Origin of the sequence: Achromobacter sp. ES-001, from assembly GCF_019448355.1 — a bacterium.
Classification (GTDB): Bacteria; Pseudomonadota; Gammaproteobacteria; order Burkholderiales; family Burkholderiaceae_B; genus Achromobacter; species Achromobacter spanius_B.
Genome location: NZ_CP079940.1, coordinates 1,179,161 through 1,192,624, shown reverse-complemented (window position 1 = coordinate 1,192,624; position 13,464 = coordinate 1,179,161). Strand labels below are relative to the sequence as shown.

At 63.0% G+C, this 13,464-nt stretch carries 16 protein-coding genes; 1 reads left to right on the top strand and 15 read right to left on the bottom strand.

Annotation, left to right across the window (positions count from 1 at the left end; genetic code table 11):
* Window positions 1–147: 147 nt before the first annotated feature.
* Window positions 148–1,683 (bottom strand): lytic polysaccharide monooxygenase, encoded by a 1,536-nt coding sequence (locus tag KYT87_RS05325; protein ID WP_104143585.1) that lies wholly within the window; start codon window positions 1,681–1,683, stop codon window positions 148–150.
* A 64-nt stretch (window positions 1,684–1,747) separates the two neighbouring features.
* Here KYT87_RS05325 and KYT87_RS05320 point away from each other — a divergent pair, with 64 nt between their 5' ends.
* Window positions 1,748–1,939 carry a hypothetical protein gene (locus tag KYT87_RS05320; RefSeq protein ID WP_219991789.1) on the top strand — a complete coding sequence of 64 codons (192 nt, stop codon included), beginning with the start codon at window positions 1,748–1,750 and terminating at the stop codon, window positions 1,937–1,939.
* On the opposite strand, the gene KYT87_RS05315 is transcribed toward KYT87_RS05320, so the two are convergent.
* From KYT87_RS05315 to gspG, 14 genes are all read right to left on the bottom strand, one after another.
* The gene (locus KYT87_RS05315; RefSeq protein WP_219991788.1) at window positions 1,934–3,106 is read right to left on the bottom strand and encodes a sensor histidine kinase KdpD; all 1,173 of its coding nucleotides are present in this window, start codon (window positions 3,104–3,106) and stop codon (window positions 1,934–1,936) included. The two genes, KYT87_RS05320 and KYT87_RS05315, sit on opposite strands and share 6 nt — an antisense overlap.
* Before the next feature lie 147 nt (window positions 3,107–3,253).
* Window positions 3,254–3,940 carry a response regulator transcription factor gene (locus KYT87_RS05310; RefSeq protein ID WP_046803427.1) on the bottom strand — a complete coding sequence of 229 codons (687 nt, stop codon included), beginning with the start codon at window positions 3,938–3,940 and terminating at the stop codon, window positions 3,254–3,256.
* Window positions 3,941–4,183: 243 nt separating this feature from the next.
* Entirely contained in the window at window positions 4,184–4,678 is a 495-nt protein-coding gene (locus KYT87_RS05305) for a type II secretion system protein (RefSeq protein ID WP_219991787.1), read from the bottom strand.
* Window positions 4,665–5,054, bottom strand: coding sequence for a type II secretion system protein (locus KYT87_RS05300; protein ID WP_046803429.1), 390 nt, complete (start codon window positions 5,052–5,054; stop codon window positions 4,665–4,667). Before KYT87_RS05300 ends, KYT87_RS05305 begins: the two co-directional genes overlap by 14 nt.
* On the bottom strand, window positions 5,029–5,505 hold the full coding sequence (locus KYT87_RS05295) for a type II secretion system protein (protein WP_104143582.1): 477 nt from the start codon (window positions 5,503–5,505) through the stop codon (window positions 5,029–5,031). Before KYT87_RS05295 ends, KYT87_RS05300 begins: the two co-directional genes overlap by 26 nt.
* Before the next feature lie 9 nt (window positions 5,506–5,514).
* Window positions 5,515–7,347 carry a type II secretion system protein GspD gene (locus KYT87_RS05290; RefSeq protein WP_189371487.1) on the bottom strand — a complete coding sequence of 611 codons (1,833 nt, stop codon included), beginning with the start codon at window positions 7,345–7,347 and terminating at the stop codon, window positions 5,515–5,517.
* A gap of 50 nt (window positions 7,348–7,397) precedes the next feature.
* The gene (locus tag KYT87_RS05285; protein ID WP_189371485.1) at window positions 7,398–7,850 is read right to left on the bottom strand and encodes a hypothetical protein; all 453 of its coding nucleotides are present in this window, start codon (window positions 7,848–7,850) and stop codon (window positions 7,398–7,400) included.
* A gap of 11 nt (window positions 7,851–7,861) precedes the next feature.
* On the bottom strand, window positions 7,862–8,434 hold the full coding sequence (locus KYT87_RS05280; RefSeq protein WP_046803432.1) for a hypothetical protein: 573 nt from the start codon (window positions 8,432–8,434) through the stop codon (window positions 7,862–7,864).
* Window positions 8,431–8,958 (bottom strand): hypothetical protein, encoded by a 528-nt coding sequence (locus KYT87_RS05275; RefSeq protein WP_162941158.1) that lies wholly within the window; start codon window positions 8,956–8,958, stop codon window positions 8,431–8,433. Before KYT87_RS05275 ends, KYT87_RS05280 begins: the two co-directional genes overlap by 4 nt.
* Window positions 8,946–9,701 (bottom strand): hypothetical protein, encoded by a 756-nt coding sequence (locus KYT87_RS05270; RefSeq protein WP_046803434.1) that lies wholly within the window; start codon window positions 9,699–9,701, stop codon window positions 8,946–8,948. The genes KYT87_RS05275 and KYT87_RS05270 overlap by 13 nt, the downstream gene beginning before the upstream one ends.
* A complete protein-coding gene (locus KYT87_RS05265) occupies window positions 9,682–11,280 on the bottom strand; it encodes a GspE/PulE family protein (RefSeq protein ID WP_255593933.1) in 1,599 nt (532 codons plus the stop codon). Before KYT87_RS05265 ends, KYT87_RS05270 begins: the two co-directional genes overlap by 20 nt.
* A gap of 41 nt (window positions 11,281–11,321) precedes the next feature.
* The gene (locus tag KYT87_RS05260; RefSeq protein ID WP_046803435.1) at window positions 11,322–12,515 is read right to left on the bottom strand and encodes a type II secretion system F family protein; all 1,194 of its coding nucleotides are present in this window, start codon (window positions 12,513–12,515) and stop codon (window positions 11,322–11,324) included.
* 1 nt (window position 12,516) lies between these two features.
* Window positions 12,517–12,963 carry a lytic transglycosylase domain-containing protein gene (locus KYT87_RS05255; protein WP_046803436.1) on the bottom strand — a complete coding sequence of 149 codons (447 nt, stop codon included), beginning with the start codon at window positions 12,961–12,963 and terminating at the stop codon, window positions 12,517–12,519.
* A 25-nt stretch (window positions 12,964–12,988) separates the two neighbouring features.
* Complete coding sequence (gene gspG / locus KYT87_RS05250) at window positions 12,989–13,417, bottom strand: type II secretion system major pseudopilin GspG (protein WP_046803437.1); 429 nt, start codon at window positions 13,415–13,417, stop codon at window positions 12,989–12,991.
* Window positions 13,418–13,464: the final 47 nt, after the last annotated feature.

Sequence of the window (13,464 nt, the reverse complement as noted above, 5' to 3'; positions counted from 1 at the left end):
CGATTCCTTAAAGCATTTTCCCCACATAAAAAAAATCCCCCGTGCTTGGGCACGAGGGATCAGGGACTTCATCTTTCCGCGTTATTAATGGCGGATTATCAAAGAAGGTTCAGTAAATCAAAGAACCGTGTAGTGAAGCGAAGTTAATTACTTCACCAGGTCCCAAGCTTGCTGCCAAGCCATGCCCTTGCCAGGTGCGTAGTGCATCGGCGAAGCGCTGCACCATGCGGTCACGGGCCAGATCTTGCACTCGTAGACGTTGCCGCCGTTGGTGACCTTGTCGCCAGCTGCGTACGTGGTGCCTTCCTTGTAGGCCGGGTATTGGCCGGTCTGACCGTCGTTGCCGCCGGTGTTGCCGCCTTCGTTACCGCCGGTGTTGCCACCGTCAGTGCCGCCGCCGGTTTGGGCTTGCTTCTTGACCAGGACCGAATGCGTCTTGCTCGACGAACCCTTTTCGTTCGTGACCTTGACGGTGAACGAGTAGGACTTGTCTTGCGTCAGCGTCGGAGCCGTGAAGCTCAGGTCAGCCTGGTTCAGCGCCGAAGCGGTGATGCCAGCCGGAGCCGTCCACTGGAACTTCAAGGTGCCGCCACCGTTGTTCGAACCCTTGGCCGACAGCGAAACGCGCTCGCCAGCATTGGCCGTTGCCGGGCCAGTCAGTTGAGCCGTGGGCGCATTGATGACGACGGGCGGCGGATCCACCGGCTCGACGCCCTTGTTGTCGATCGCGAAGCCCACCTTCTTGTTCAGGCCATAGACCTGATTTTCGGTGTCGCTTTGCTGCGGCGTCACCTGACCGTTGGACTGCATCTTGCCGACCTTGATGACCGACGACTTGTTGTTGACTTCCTTGGCCAGGGCGTACATCCACTGGGCTGCCTGTTCTTCACCGGCCTTGACGATGATCGAATGGCTTTCCAGGTCGCCGGCGCGGCTCAGGTTGAATACGCGCAGGGTCATCTTCGAACCGGCTTGCACTTGGCCGCCTTGCAGCGCGCCGCTGGCTTGCCACTGCACGTTGGCAGGCATAACTTCCACGTTCGAGCATGCGTAGAACGCTTCGGCGTTGTCATTGACGGGGTCACGTTGCCACACGCTATAGATCACACGCTTGCCAGTGAAGTGGGCGGGAATCTTGACGTTCAGCGGGGTGATCGTGTTGTTCTCGGGACGCGGCAGCGCGCCCGTGTCACCGATCAGCTCCAGATCGTCCCAACGCAGGCCGCGCTTGGGATCGTAGCTGTCCTTGCTGATGTAGGTCTTGAAGTACGAGGAGATGTGGGCCGCAGTCTGCAGGTACTTGAACTGCGCGTTGCCGTTGGCGTCCGGCGTGATCACCGTAGAGGGCCACACGTGGTCGGCGTCCAGTTCCTTCCAGCTTTCCTTGCCGCCGGAGCACAGCAGGCCGTCGCGGATGCGTTCCTTGTGGTCGCTGCGGACGCCCAGGATGGCGTTGGACTGCCAGTTGCTCGCTTGGTTGGCAATCTTGCCGCAACCCGAATGCTTGGGGTTGTTCCACGGCGTGTCCATCGTGTTGCAAGCGTATTCACGGCTGGGGGGATCGATCACGGAGCCGTGAGCGGACACCGTGGTGGGCGCCATTGCCATCAGCACGGCTTGCGTCAGCGCCGCGACCGGCAAGGCAAGCTTGGCGGCTGTACCGCGCAAAGAGGTTTTAGTCATCAAATATCCTTGGTTTAGGGGATTGTTTTTCGCGTTCTCATGAACCGGAAATCACACGGATCTCGTGAAAGCGAAGCCATTATTCCCGGCGGTGGAAAACGACAAAACCTTTCTCAACACACTATTAAAAGCAGGTGTTGCATCGTCGCCTCATCGCATTCAAGGCGCCGAAAGCGCGATGAAAAATGCGATCAACAACGCGACAGAGAGCAGCCACAAGGCCAAAAAAAAGCGCCACAAGGGCGCTTATTCATGAGGCGGGGTTAAGGCCCGTCCGATAGTGGGACCGCGTCTCCTCGCGATCGCCTTCCATACACGGCATCGGCGTCAATGGAAATGTGAGTGAAAACTCGCTTCCCTTTCCAGGACGCGAGCTGACCGACAATTTTCCGCCGTGCGCGTCCACCACCGTGGCCACCAGCGCCAAGCCCATTCCCACGCCGTCACGGCTGCCGGGCTGCACCTGAAAAAACGCCTCGCACAGCTGCGGCATGACCGAATCCGCAATGCCGATACCCTCGTCGATCACACTGATGCGGGCCATATCGCCCTGGCGCTTCAGGCACAACGTGATGCGTGTGGACGGGTTGGAATACTTGATCGCGTTGTCCAGCAGGTTGATGACGGCGCGTTGCAGCATGCAGTAGTCGCCCGACACCCACAGCTTTTCCCCGCATTCGCGGATTTGCACGTCGATGCCCTTGCGCTCGGCCAGCAACAGGGTTTGGTCGGCGGCTTCCTGGCCCACGTCGAGCATCGAAACGGGCAGGAAATTCGCCTTATCCAGGCGCTCCGCGCGGGAAAGATGCATGAAGTCCTGCGCCACGGTCAGGCTGTACTGCGCCAGGTCACGCACGGACTGCGCAAAGGCTTCCTGCTTGGGGCAATCGCTTTCGGCGCTTTGCTTTTCCACCATCACCAGGATCGTCGACAGCGGGCTGCGCAGGTCATGCATCATTTGCAGCATCACTTCGTTGTCGCAAGCGCAGTTCGGCTTGGCGTGGGTTACGGCAGGCGCATCCACCGGCGCGGCCGTGCGGGCCAAGACACGTTCACGGCGCGCGCCCCGCGTGGCCATGCGCCAGCGGACTACGCTGATGTACGCCAGCGCCACGCCCACCACGGGCGCCACCATCGGCGTCCAGCGGCGTGCCGTGATCACGACAAAAGCGGCCAGCAGCCAAAACCCGATCAGCCAACCCAATGCCCGCAAGCGCATTTTCGATTGGCCCGCGATCACGCTGAACAACGCCAGGCCCGCCAGAATGCCGAAGTCCGCCAGCACGCCGGGCGCGGCCGCTGTCAGGGGCTGCCCATCGCTGGGCATGGCAAAGCACAGCAGGATGATGCCCAGGTTGCAGAACAGCAGCGCATCGTTTTTTCTGGCGCCCAGGCGCGTATAAGGCCAAATCAGGAATTTCATCGTCACGCTCGAAAGGTGGGTCGCGATGCGGCAAGCATGCGGTCGGACCGGCAGCGCACGTCAGGCGTGGACTGCGATTGGAAGGGGGGAAGTTGCGTGTACTGCCGAAGCAGCGCGGCGCACTGGCCGGGGCGAATGCCTGCCGGCTTAATACATGCGTTCGAGGCGGTAGCCGTAGTTGTACACGGTAGCGATCACATAGCCGTTGCGCGAGCGCAGGCCCAATGACGAACGCAGGTTGCTGACATAGGTTGCCAGGCTGGCGTCGTACTTGCGGTCAACGGTGCCCCAGATGTGCTGGCACAACGCGTCTTTGGTGATGATGCGGCCGGGGCTGCGGAACAGCATCGTGGCCAGATCGAATTCCCGCGTGGGCAAACTGACGGGGCGCCCGTCCACGGTCAACGTCTTGGCTTCCAGGTTGAACGCAAAATGGCCCACCTGGAACTGCGACGCGGTGGCTTCGCCGCGCTGGGATTTGCGCAGCTGTGCGCCCATGCGGGCCAGCAACTCACGCTCGCGCACCGGCTTTTGCAGGTAGTCGTCGGCGCCCATGTTCAGCGCCTGCACGATGCTTTCCTCGTCATCGCGCTGCGTCAGCATCAGGATGGGCATGTTGGGCGCCAGGTTGCATCGCGCCCACTTCAGTACCGCAAGACCCGATGCGCCAGGCACTTCCCAGTCAAGCAGAACGACGTCCACGCGCTGTTGTTGCAGCAGCGCGATGAAGCCGTCGCCATCGCGACGCGAGAAGGCCTGGTGGCCGTGGCTTTGCAGCAGTTTGGTGACCCACTCGACCTGAGTGGGCGAATCTTCAAGAATGGCGACGATCATTGAGTCAACTCTTATGTAAGCGCAATTCCCGAAGATTTTTATTATTACGGCAATCACAATTGATACCCCGACAGAATGATTTCATGCAGGGATAGTCACAACAATAAGAAATTTCTCAAAGCCAAAGTGGGAAAGCCAAATGTCAAGATATGACAACCAGGGCTGAATATGCGGATATTTTCTCGGGCTCCCCACCGGAGAGACCGCGGATTATCAAGAAAATTCCTGGACGCATTTATCTTTTTAATGAGTGATGTGTTGATTAACGCCCATAAATACAAACTTCCAATCCTGATAACTGGATTTTCCTGACATATCGCCCAACTCGGCATCAAAATCATCCTGCTTGATGGGCTTTTTTTCCGACAGGCTATATACCCCCATGATGCCGCCGTCGGGAGATTTGACGATGCCCCATTCCGTGCTGCCTGTTATCGGGTCAGCGTACAGCCGGCGCAGGTGCCTGCGCGTAAACGACACGCGGTCGTCCTTGAGCAAGGCCTCCATGGTTTTGGGATAGGCCGGCGCGGTGCCGGACAGGTAATACGACGCCAGCGCTCGTTGATATTGCTGGCCGACGAAAAGCAGCTCGGCCTCCTGGTCGCGCAGCTTTTGCATCGACCAGGGCTGCACCACCGCCGTCAGCCCCGTGGCCACCGCCATTACCAGCATCAGCACCGTCAGATAGCCGAAGCCCGCCTGACGGCGCGACAACGCACCGCGATCACCACCGCGCATAGTCCAACCCATCCAGCCCCCTGCCGGTCGCGCCGCTGATTACATCGTTCACGCCCGGCGCATCCCCGTTCTGCGGCAACCAGCTGTCGCGTTTACCCGTCACCGGGTCCATGGGAAGCTCGCGCAGGTATTTGTCGGCCACAAGCACATCCAGCGAATCGGGATTGTTGCCATGGTCGGCGCGGTAATCGTCGATAGCGTGACGGATCGATTGCAGGTTGTGACGCAACACCGTTTCGCGCGCGCGGTCGTTGCTTTTGAAAAACGACGGCGCCACCAGCGACATCAACGCGCCGATGATAGCCATGACCGCCATCAGCTCAATCAGCGTAAAGCCGGCACAGCCGCGCCTACCATTCTTTGTACGGAACGCCATTGAGGCCCCTTCTTTGACTTTTTGAACGCACATCGAACACGTCACGTCCCGATGAAAACGCATCGACCGAACTGTCATAGCTTCGGGTATCCCAGGTGTCGGCCGCCGAGCGGTTCTCACAGTTTTCACACATCGGGTCCTTGGGCAGGCGGCGCAGGAAATACAACATGCCGCCGTTGGGGTCCGTCTTGTTCTGCACGCCCTTGACCAGGGATTCCAGGTCCGGCGGATAACCGCTGCGGTCCAGCGGCTTGTCCACCTTGCCCTCGCGGCTGGCCTGGTAATACGCGTCGATGGCGTTGCGCAGCGTGTGCAGGCTTTGCCGTAGCTCGCGCTCCTGTGCGCGTTGCTTGACCAGCGCCGAGAACGGCAGCGCAACGCTCAGCAGCAGGGCCAGCAAGGTCATGGCCGCCATCATTTCGATCAGCGTGAAACCCGATTGCTTGCGCATGTCGCGTCCTTAGAACGGCGGCTTGGCCAGCACCGCGTCCAGCGCCGGGGCGTCGCCGCCCGTCGCCGCGGCTTCCGGGGCGGCGGGCGCCTGGGTGGTCATCGGCATGACGGTGACGCGCGACTCGGTGCCCGACGGGAAGTAGCTGTCGGCAGCCGACGGCAAGGCCATCGAACGTTCGATATGCGGCGTCAACAGCAACACGATTTCCGTGTTCTGGTCCGTCTTCTTCTGGCCGCCGAACAAGCTGCCCAGCCAGCCCATCACGCTCAGTCCGGGCACACCGCTGCTGCTGCGCGTCTGCTGTTGGTTGACCAGGCCGGCCAGCACCTGCGTTTCGCCATCACGCGCCGTCATCACGGTTTCCGCATTGCGCGTGCTCATCGGGTAGACGACGCCGCCGCCAGCCGTTTTGACCTCGCCCTTCAGGTTGCTGACTTCCATGCTGACGCGCACGCTGACCTCATTGCTCAGGCTGATACGGGGTTCCACTTGCAGGATCAGGCCCACGTCCTGATAGTTGACGGATTCCGTCACCACGCCATTGGCGTTGGTGGTGGTCACGACCGGCACCTTTTCACCGATCTTGATGCTGGCCTTTTCCATGTTGCGAACACGGATCTTGGGATTCGCCAGCACCTTGGTCTTGCCGCGCTTTTGCAGCAGGTTCAGCGCCGCCGACAGATCATTGCGGCTGGTCACCCCGATCTTGCCCTGGTTCAGGCCCAGCAGGTCGCCCACCGTGATGCGGCCGTTTTCACCTTGGGGCAGCACGGAAAACCGCAGGTCGCTGGGGTAGTCCACGCCCACTTCAAGTTCGTCGCTGGCGTTCACCTCCAGCACCTGCACATCCATCGTCACTTCCGACTGCGCGATGTCCAGCGCCGCCACCACGCGTTCCACCACCGCCATCACTTCAGGCGTGTCGCGCACCAGCACGGCATTGGCGCGTTCGTCCAGGTGCACGTTCTTGGGCGCGCTGATTTGCCGCAATGCCGCCAGCACGTGCGTGGCATCGGCATGGTTCAGGTAGAACACGCGCACCATCAGCTCGCGATACTCCTTGTCCTTGTCCGGGCGCGACGGATAGATCAGCAGGGTGTGCGCATCCAGCACCTTCTTTTCCAACTGATTGGTCCGCAGCAACAGGTTGATCGCGTCTTCGGCGGTGGTCTGCCGGGCCATGATGCTGGCCGGCATGGTCGTCTGCACGTCCGGGTCCAGCACGAAGTCCACGCCGGCCGCCAACGAAATCGTGTCCAGGATCTGCACGATGGGTTGCGCCTTGAAGTTCAGCGTCACGGGCTTGCGCAGCGCGTCGGCCAGCCGGGGCTTGACCGATTGGCGGCCGACGTCGCGGCGTTGCAGTTGGGCGCGCAGCGCTTCGGCTGACGGAAAGCCAGGCTGCTCCTGCAAGATTCGATTGACCTTGTACAGGGCCTCGCGCGGGTGGTCGAATTGCAGCCTCACCGCTTCGGCCAGCTCGGCGTTCAGGTGCACACGTTGTTCCAGCTGCGTTTTGAGCTGCTGGGCGCGCATATTGCCAGGGTTGATCGTCAGCAGCTCCAGCACGTCCTGCAGCGCGGCCTCGTCATCGCCCGCGTCCATCTTGACGCGCACACGTTGCAGGATCTCGCGGGTCAACGTCACGCCATCGCGCGCCACGTCCTTGCCCGCTTCGATATCGTTGGGGTTCTTGTCCAGCTTCGCGCGGCCGGCGGCCAGGCGTTCAGCTGTGGTCGGCGCGTCGCCGCCCAGTGCGCGTTTCAGTGATTCCGGGGCCGCGCATCCGCCCAGCAACAGGGTGAAGAATGCGGCTATTACGACAGGTTTTGCAATCATGATGTCTTGCCATTCCCAAAAGAATTTTTTCGTTTCGATGAGCGCCATGCTCATTGCGCCAGCGGCGCCAGGTCCACATGCAGTTCCTTGCCCTGCGGGTCCAACAGCACGGCGCGTTTCGCTTCCAGCGCCTTTAGGCGGTAGTGCGGCGTCACGTTGCCGCCCGGCCGCACCGCGCCGTCCATATCGCAGCGCTGGCAGATCAGATAGGTTTCCCCTTGATGCGCCAGCACCACGATGCGGCGCCCGATGTCGGACCATTCACCGATGGCCGTAAAGGCCGGTGCCGCGGTCGCGCCAACGCCTTCGGGCGCGGTGGGCATGGTGTCGTCCAGGGCCGGAGTGTCGGTCGGCGCGGCGTTGGCCTGCGCGGCGGCGTCCTGGGCAGGTTCGCTGCCGCGATCCAGCAGCGACGTCCAGCTTTGCGAGGGGAACAGATCCACCTCTTGCGTGGTCTCGGCCCACGTGGCGGCCGGCACCAGGGCGGTGATTACCGCGGTCATCCATCGCTTCATCACACCACCCCCAGCATGCTCAGGCGCATCTTTACGTTCACCAGCATGTTTTCCGGTTTCTGCCTGTCCAAGGACAAGGACTCCAGGCGCAACAGCGGCTCTTCGGTCAACTTGCGCAGACCCGCGCTCAGGTCCTGGTACGAACCCACCGCCGTCACATCCACCGACGTGCGGCGCAAGCGGCCCTGGATGGTGTCTTCGCCCTGATACTGGATGTCGACCAGCAGCAGGCCCGAACGCACCAACTGTTCCATCACGGCCAGCTTGCGCTGGTCGGGGTCCAGGCGCAGTTGCACGCGCAGTTCGTCCATGTCATTGCCGGGTGGCGCAACGTGGGGTTGGCAGGCATGCAGCTCGGCGTTCAGTTCCAGCGCCCGCATTTGCAGCGTGCCCTTTTCCGGCCACAGCACCACGACGCAATGCACGATCAAGACCAGCAAGGCGGCCAGGGCCAACAGCCCGCCGCGCCCGAAGCGTTCGGCCCAACATTGAGCATGCCAACGCAGCGGGGAACCGCCGTTGCCCTGGCGCAGCGCGGCCAGGCGGCGACGAATTTCAGCAAAGGACTTCATCGCAGCTCCACCCGCACGGTGGCCATCGTGGCCAGGTTGGGGTCACCCGACTTGATGCCATGGCGCATCACGGTTGCCCGGATGCCTTCCCCGGCGTTCACGCGCCCGGCAAAGGCGAATATCTCGGTCAGGTCCACCGCCATCAGTTCCAGCTGCACGGTCTTGCCGGCGCCTTCGATCTTCAGGTTCATGACGGCCACGCGGGGGCTCCAGGCCTGTTCGATGGCGCGCAGCAGCACGGGCCGCAACCGGTCCTCGGCACTTTGCGCGGACACCAGCGCGTCCACCTTCTTTTCTTCCGGCGACTGCGCAAGCGCCCGTCGCTGCTCGCGTTCCTGTTGCATGCGGCGTTCGACCAGCTGGCTTTCAAAGCGCGTGACCTCGACCCGCAGCGCCCACAGGTCCCATTGACGCCAGGCGCTCAAGAGGCCGACGCACAGCAACAGCAGCACCACGATGGCGGCAAACGGTTGCGTCGCCCCGCGCTTGGTGAAATTGAGCTTGTTCATCTTCAACCCGGGCATGTCCGTCCTCCCAACATGGCATGGGGAAAGCCCAGCCAGCGCGCGTCTTCGGGCAGCGCGACGTCCGGGGATACCAAGGTGGACGTCCACGCGCATTGCGGCATGACCGGCCGGTCGCACAGCGCCTGCGCCGAGGCAACGGCGGACGCGTGGGATTGGCCCGGCGACAACTGCAAGGTGATCATGTCTTCCCACCCCTGCGCCGACGGCCACAGGCACGTCACCGCGCCGGCTTCCGCCAGGACCAGGCAGGCGCCGTCCGTCCGCACGGCGCGTTGAAAGCGATGCAAGGCCGACGACAGCAGATCGTGGCAGGCCGCCACCGTCCACTTCTGTTCGCGCAGCTGGGCTTCCAGGGCGTCCAGCATCACGGCGTCGGCCGCGACGGCCAGGCGAGCCTGCCCATGGCTGGCCGGCCCCAGGCGCACGCGGGTCGGTATCGCGATGCCGCGCTCGCGCAGCAGCGCCTGGGCATAGCCGCACCAGTGCGTATCGCCACCGGGCAAGCCCGGTTGCCACGGCAGCAACACCGTGTGCACCCAGGGATAACCCAGCCAGATGCGCACGCGGTTGCGCCAGCGCGGGCGCACTGAGGGGCGGCTTGCCAGCAAGGCGGACACGGCTTCGGCGGGCTGGCCGTCATGGACGATCTTCAGCCGCTCGTGCACGGCCGTTGTCGTGGACAACAGGCTGACGTGTTCGGCATCGATCAGAACGGCGTGATCATTCCATAGCGACGGCACGGCAAACCTCCTGATACGTGGTCAGACCATGGGCCACCGCTTCATGGGCGGCGTCGCGCATCGATTGATAGTCGGGGCATTGCGCCAGGGCTTCCTGGCGGCGCTCGGGCGAGCGGTCCAGCAGCGCGGTCTTCATGCGGCTATCCAGGCGCAGGACTTCGGCCAACGCGATGCGGCCCAGAAAGCCCGTGTGACGGCAGGCCTCACAGCCAGGGCCCGCGCGCGCTTCGCCCGCGGGCGCGCAATGCGGACACAGGCGCCGCACCAGACGCTGCGAGACCACGCCGTTCAGCGATTCCAGGAACGTGGCGGGTTCGACGTCCATGTACAAAAAGCGGTCAATCACGCTGAACGCGTCGTTGGCGTGCACGGACGACAACACGCGGTGGCCGGTCAGCGCGGACTGCACGGCGATGGCCGCGGTCTCGGCGTCGCGGATTTCACCGACCAGGATCGTGTCCGGATCGTGGCGCAGGATGGACCGCAGGCCGCGCGCGAAGGTCAGGCCCTTTTTCTCGTTCACCGGAATCTGCAAGATGCCGGCCATTTCGTATTCCACCGGATCTTCGATGGTGATCAGCTTTTCGTCGCCGCTGTTCAGCTCGGACAGTGCGCCATACAAGGTGGTGGACTTGCCGCTACCCGTGGGGCCGGTAATCAGCGTCAGACCATAGGGCAGCTGCGCCAGCACACGAATGCGGCGGGCCGTTTCGGCCGGAAAGCCCAAGGTGTCCAGGCTCAGCTTGTCGCCCCGCTGCGATCGGTCCAACAGACGCAGCACGGCGTTCTCGCCGTGATTGCCCGGCATGATCGACACGCGGAAATCCACCTCGCGCCCTTGCAGCACCACTTTGAAGCGGCCATCCTGCGGCACGCGCTTTTCCGCGATGTCCAGGCTGGACAGCACCTTCAGGCGCGACATCACCTGGTTGGCGGTCACCTGCCCCGGCACTTGGCGGATGCGCAGCATCACGCCGTCGATGCGATAGCGAATCAACAGCCCCTCCTCGTCCGACTCCAGATGGATGTCGCTGGCACGGCTTTGCAAGCCGTCATACAGCGTCATGTTGACCAGGCGGATTACCGGGCTTTCGTCCTTGGCCAGCGAGGCCAGCGAAATCGATTCGACCGCCTTGGCCAACGAGTCGTCCGCCATGTCGACGGCAACGCCGTCCAGCACGCGTTCCGTGGCCTCGGCCTGCTTGAGCCACGCGTCCACCGCGCCGGTCGGGCACACGGCAAAGCGCAATGCGCGGCCGGACAGCATCGCCTGCAACTTCAGGCGCGCATCGCGAGAGAAAGGCGCGGCCATCGCCAGCAGCAATTCGCCATCAACCTGCAAAGGCGCCACGCGGCAGGCCATGGCGTCGGCCAGCGGCAGCACGTCAAAGCGCGGAGTGGCCTGGCGGCATTGCTGCGCGCTTAGCGGCTCCATGCCCAGCGCTTGCGCCAGCACGGGCAGCAGCTGCGGGCACCGCGCCAGTTCCTCGTCCAGGTAATCGGCCAGGGACAGGCTCAGTTCCGCGGCGCGCTCGCGCCACAACCACCATGCCTCGTCGGCGACGGGTTTGGTTTCCATTGCGACCTTCTCCTGACTGATTTCAACTTGGTTCATTGCGTTCATCCCAAACTCCCGGCCATCTCGAAGATGGGCATGTACAGCAAGATGACGATGGTGCCGACCAGCCCTCCGACCACCAGCATCAGCAGCGGCTCGAACACCTTTCCAAAGACTTCGATGGCGTGGTCCAGCGTGCCGTCATGAAATTGGGCGATGCGTTCGCACATGCCGCCCAGATCGCCGCTTTGTTCGCCTACGCGCAGCAGCCGTTCGGCCACTGCCGTGGTCAAGCCGTGGCGCGCCAGCGTTTCCGACACGCTGCGGCCGGCGCGCAGCTCCTGCAACGCCAGGTCCAGCCGTTCGCCGTAGGCGGGCGGCAGGATGCGTTCAGCCAGCTCGAATGCCTGCAATGCGGGCGTGCCGCCTTCGATCAACAGGCCAACGGTGCGATAAAACCGCGCCAGCACAAACAGGTTGCCCACATCGCGCAGCTTGGGCAGGCGCCAGAACAGATTCATCAACGCCGCCTTGACCCGCTGCGTGCGCAGCGCCAAGGCAGCAAAGAGCAGGCTGCCGCCTATGCCCGCGCCCAGCCATTGGCCGTCGGACTTGACCAGGCGCGCCCACCACAACATGGCCTCGGCCGTTGCCGGCAAGGTCCGCATGCTTTCAAACACGATGGCAAAGCGCGGCACCACGAAAAACAGCATGAACAGCAAGATGCCAAAGCCCACTGCGATCACGACCAGCGGATACACCAGCGCGCCCACCACCTTCTTGCGGATGTTCTCGATCCGCGTTTCGTAGTACTGGTAGCGCCGCAGCACCACCGGCAATTGGCCACTGCCTTCGGCGGATGCCACCGTGGCCACCAGCAGCGCCGGATACACCAGGGGTTGCGCCTGCATCGCCTTCGATAGCGGCTGGCCCTGGTACAACAAGCGCAACAGCTGGCTCAGCGACGATTGCAGCGCCTTGTTGCCCTTGCCTGCCTTGTCGCTTAACGCCTCCAGCGCTTCGATCAACGCCAGCCCGGCGTCCAGCAACGTGGACAGCTCTTGCAGCAACAGGCCCAGCGAAAATGTCTTCTTGCCGCGCGCCTTGATGCCGCGACGCACGGCCGAACGTTGAATGTCCAGAACCATGCCGTCGGCATCGCTCAACTGCGCGCGGGCCTCGCCTTCGCTGGAGGCGCGCACGGTGTGCACGCGCAACGTGCCCTGCTTGAGCAAGCGGATCCTGAACTCGTTCATATCAACGCTCCGCGTGTTGGGACTGGCGATAACGGGCGTCGCGCGCCTGGGTCAGTTGCAGATAGTGTTGCCACACGCGATTCACGTAGCGCTTGCGCGCCGCTTCGCGGTTGGCGGCGCCGCCGGCGTTGTACGCACCGACCGCGCGCCAGGTGTAGCCATAGCGTTTGATGAAGCCGGCCAGGATTTCGGCGCCGGCATCAATTGACAGACAGGGCTCGTCCAGCAAACGCTGGCGCGTGATGCCCCGCTTGGCCAGGGCCGGCAGATGGATGCTGTTGATCTGCATCAGGCCGACGTCCTGGGTACCGTTGGTGTTGTTGTTGATGGCGCGAGGGTTCAGTGACGACTCCACCTTCGCAATCGCAAACAGCAGCAAGGGGTCCACGCCGTGGCGGTCGCCCGATTCCTGCCAGCAGCTGGCGGCGGCGGCCGCCGAGAACGTCATCCCGACGAGCCCGGCCGCCACCCACTTAGAGGCCGTAGACCAGTTCACCGCTGCCTCCCGCCCGGCCTTCCTCGCCGAAAGAAACCACTTCTGCGTCCGAGCTGCGCCCGGGCACGTTCAGCACGTAGGGACGGCCCCACGCATCGGCCGGCACATCCTTGGCCAGGTACGGGCCGTGCCAGTTGGGTGCGCCCTGCGGGGCCTTGACCAGCGATTCCAGGCCTTGCTCGGTGGTGGGATAGCTGCCCACGTCCAGGCGGTATTGGGTCAAGGCATCGCCCAGCGTCTTCATCTGCGCCTGCGTGGCGCGCACCTTGGCGCGGTCGACCTGGGAGAACAACTTGGGGCCGACGTATCCGGCCAGCAACGCAATGATCAGCAGCACGACCAGCAATTCCAGCAAGGTGAAACCTTGTTGCAGGCCAAGACGGCGTCGGAAGGTAAGAGTCTTCATGAGTCCACTTTTTCTGAATGAGCGATTACCGCGCGGCGGCAATCTGG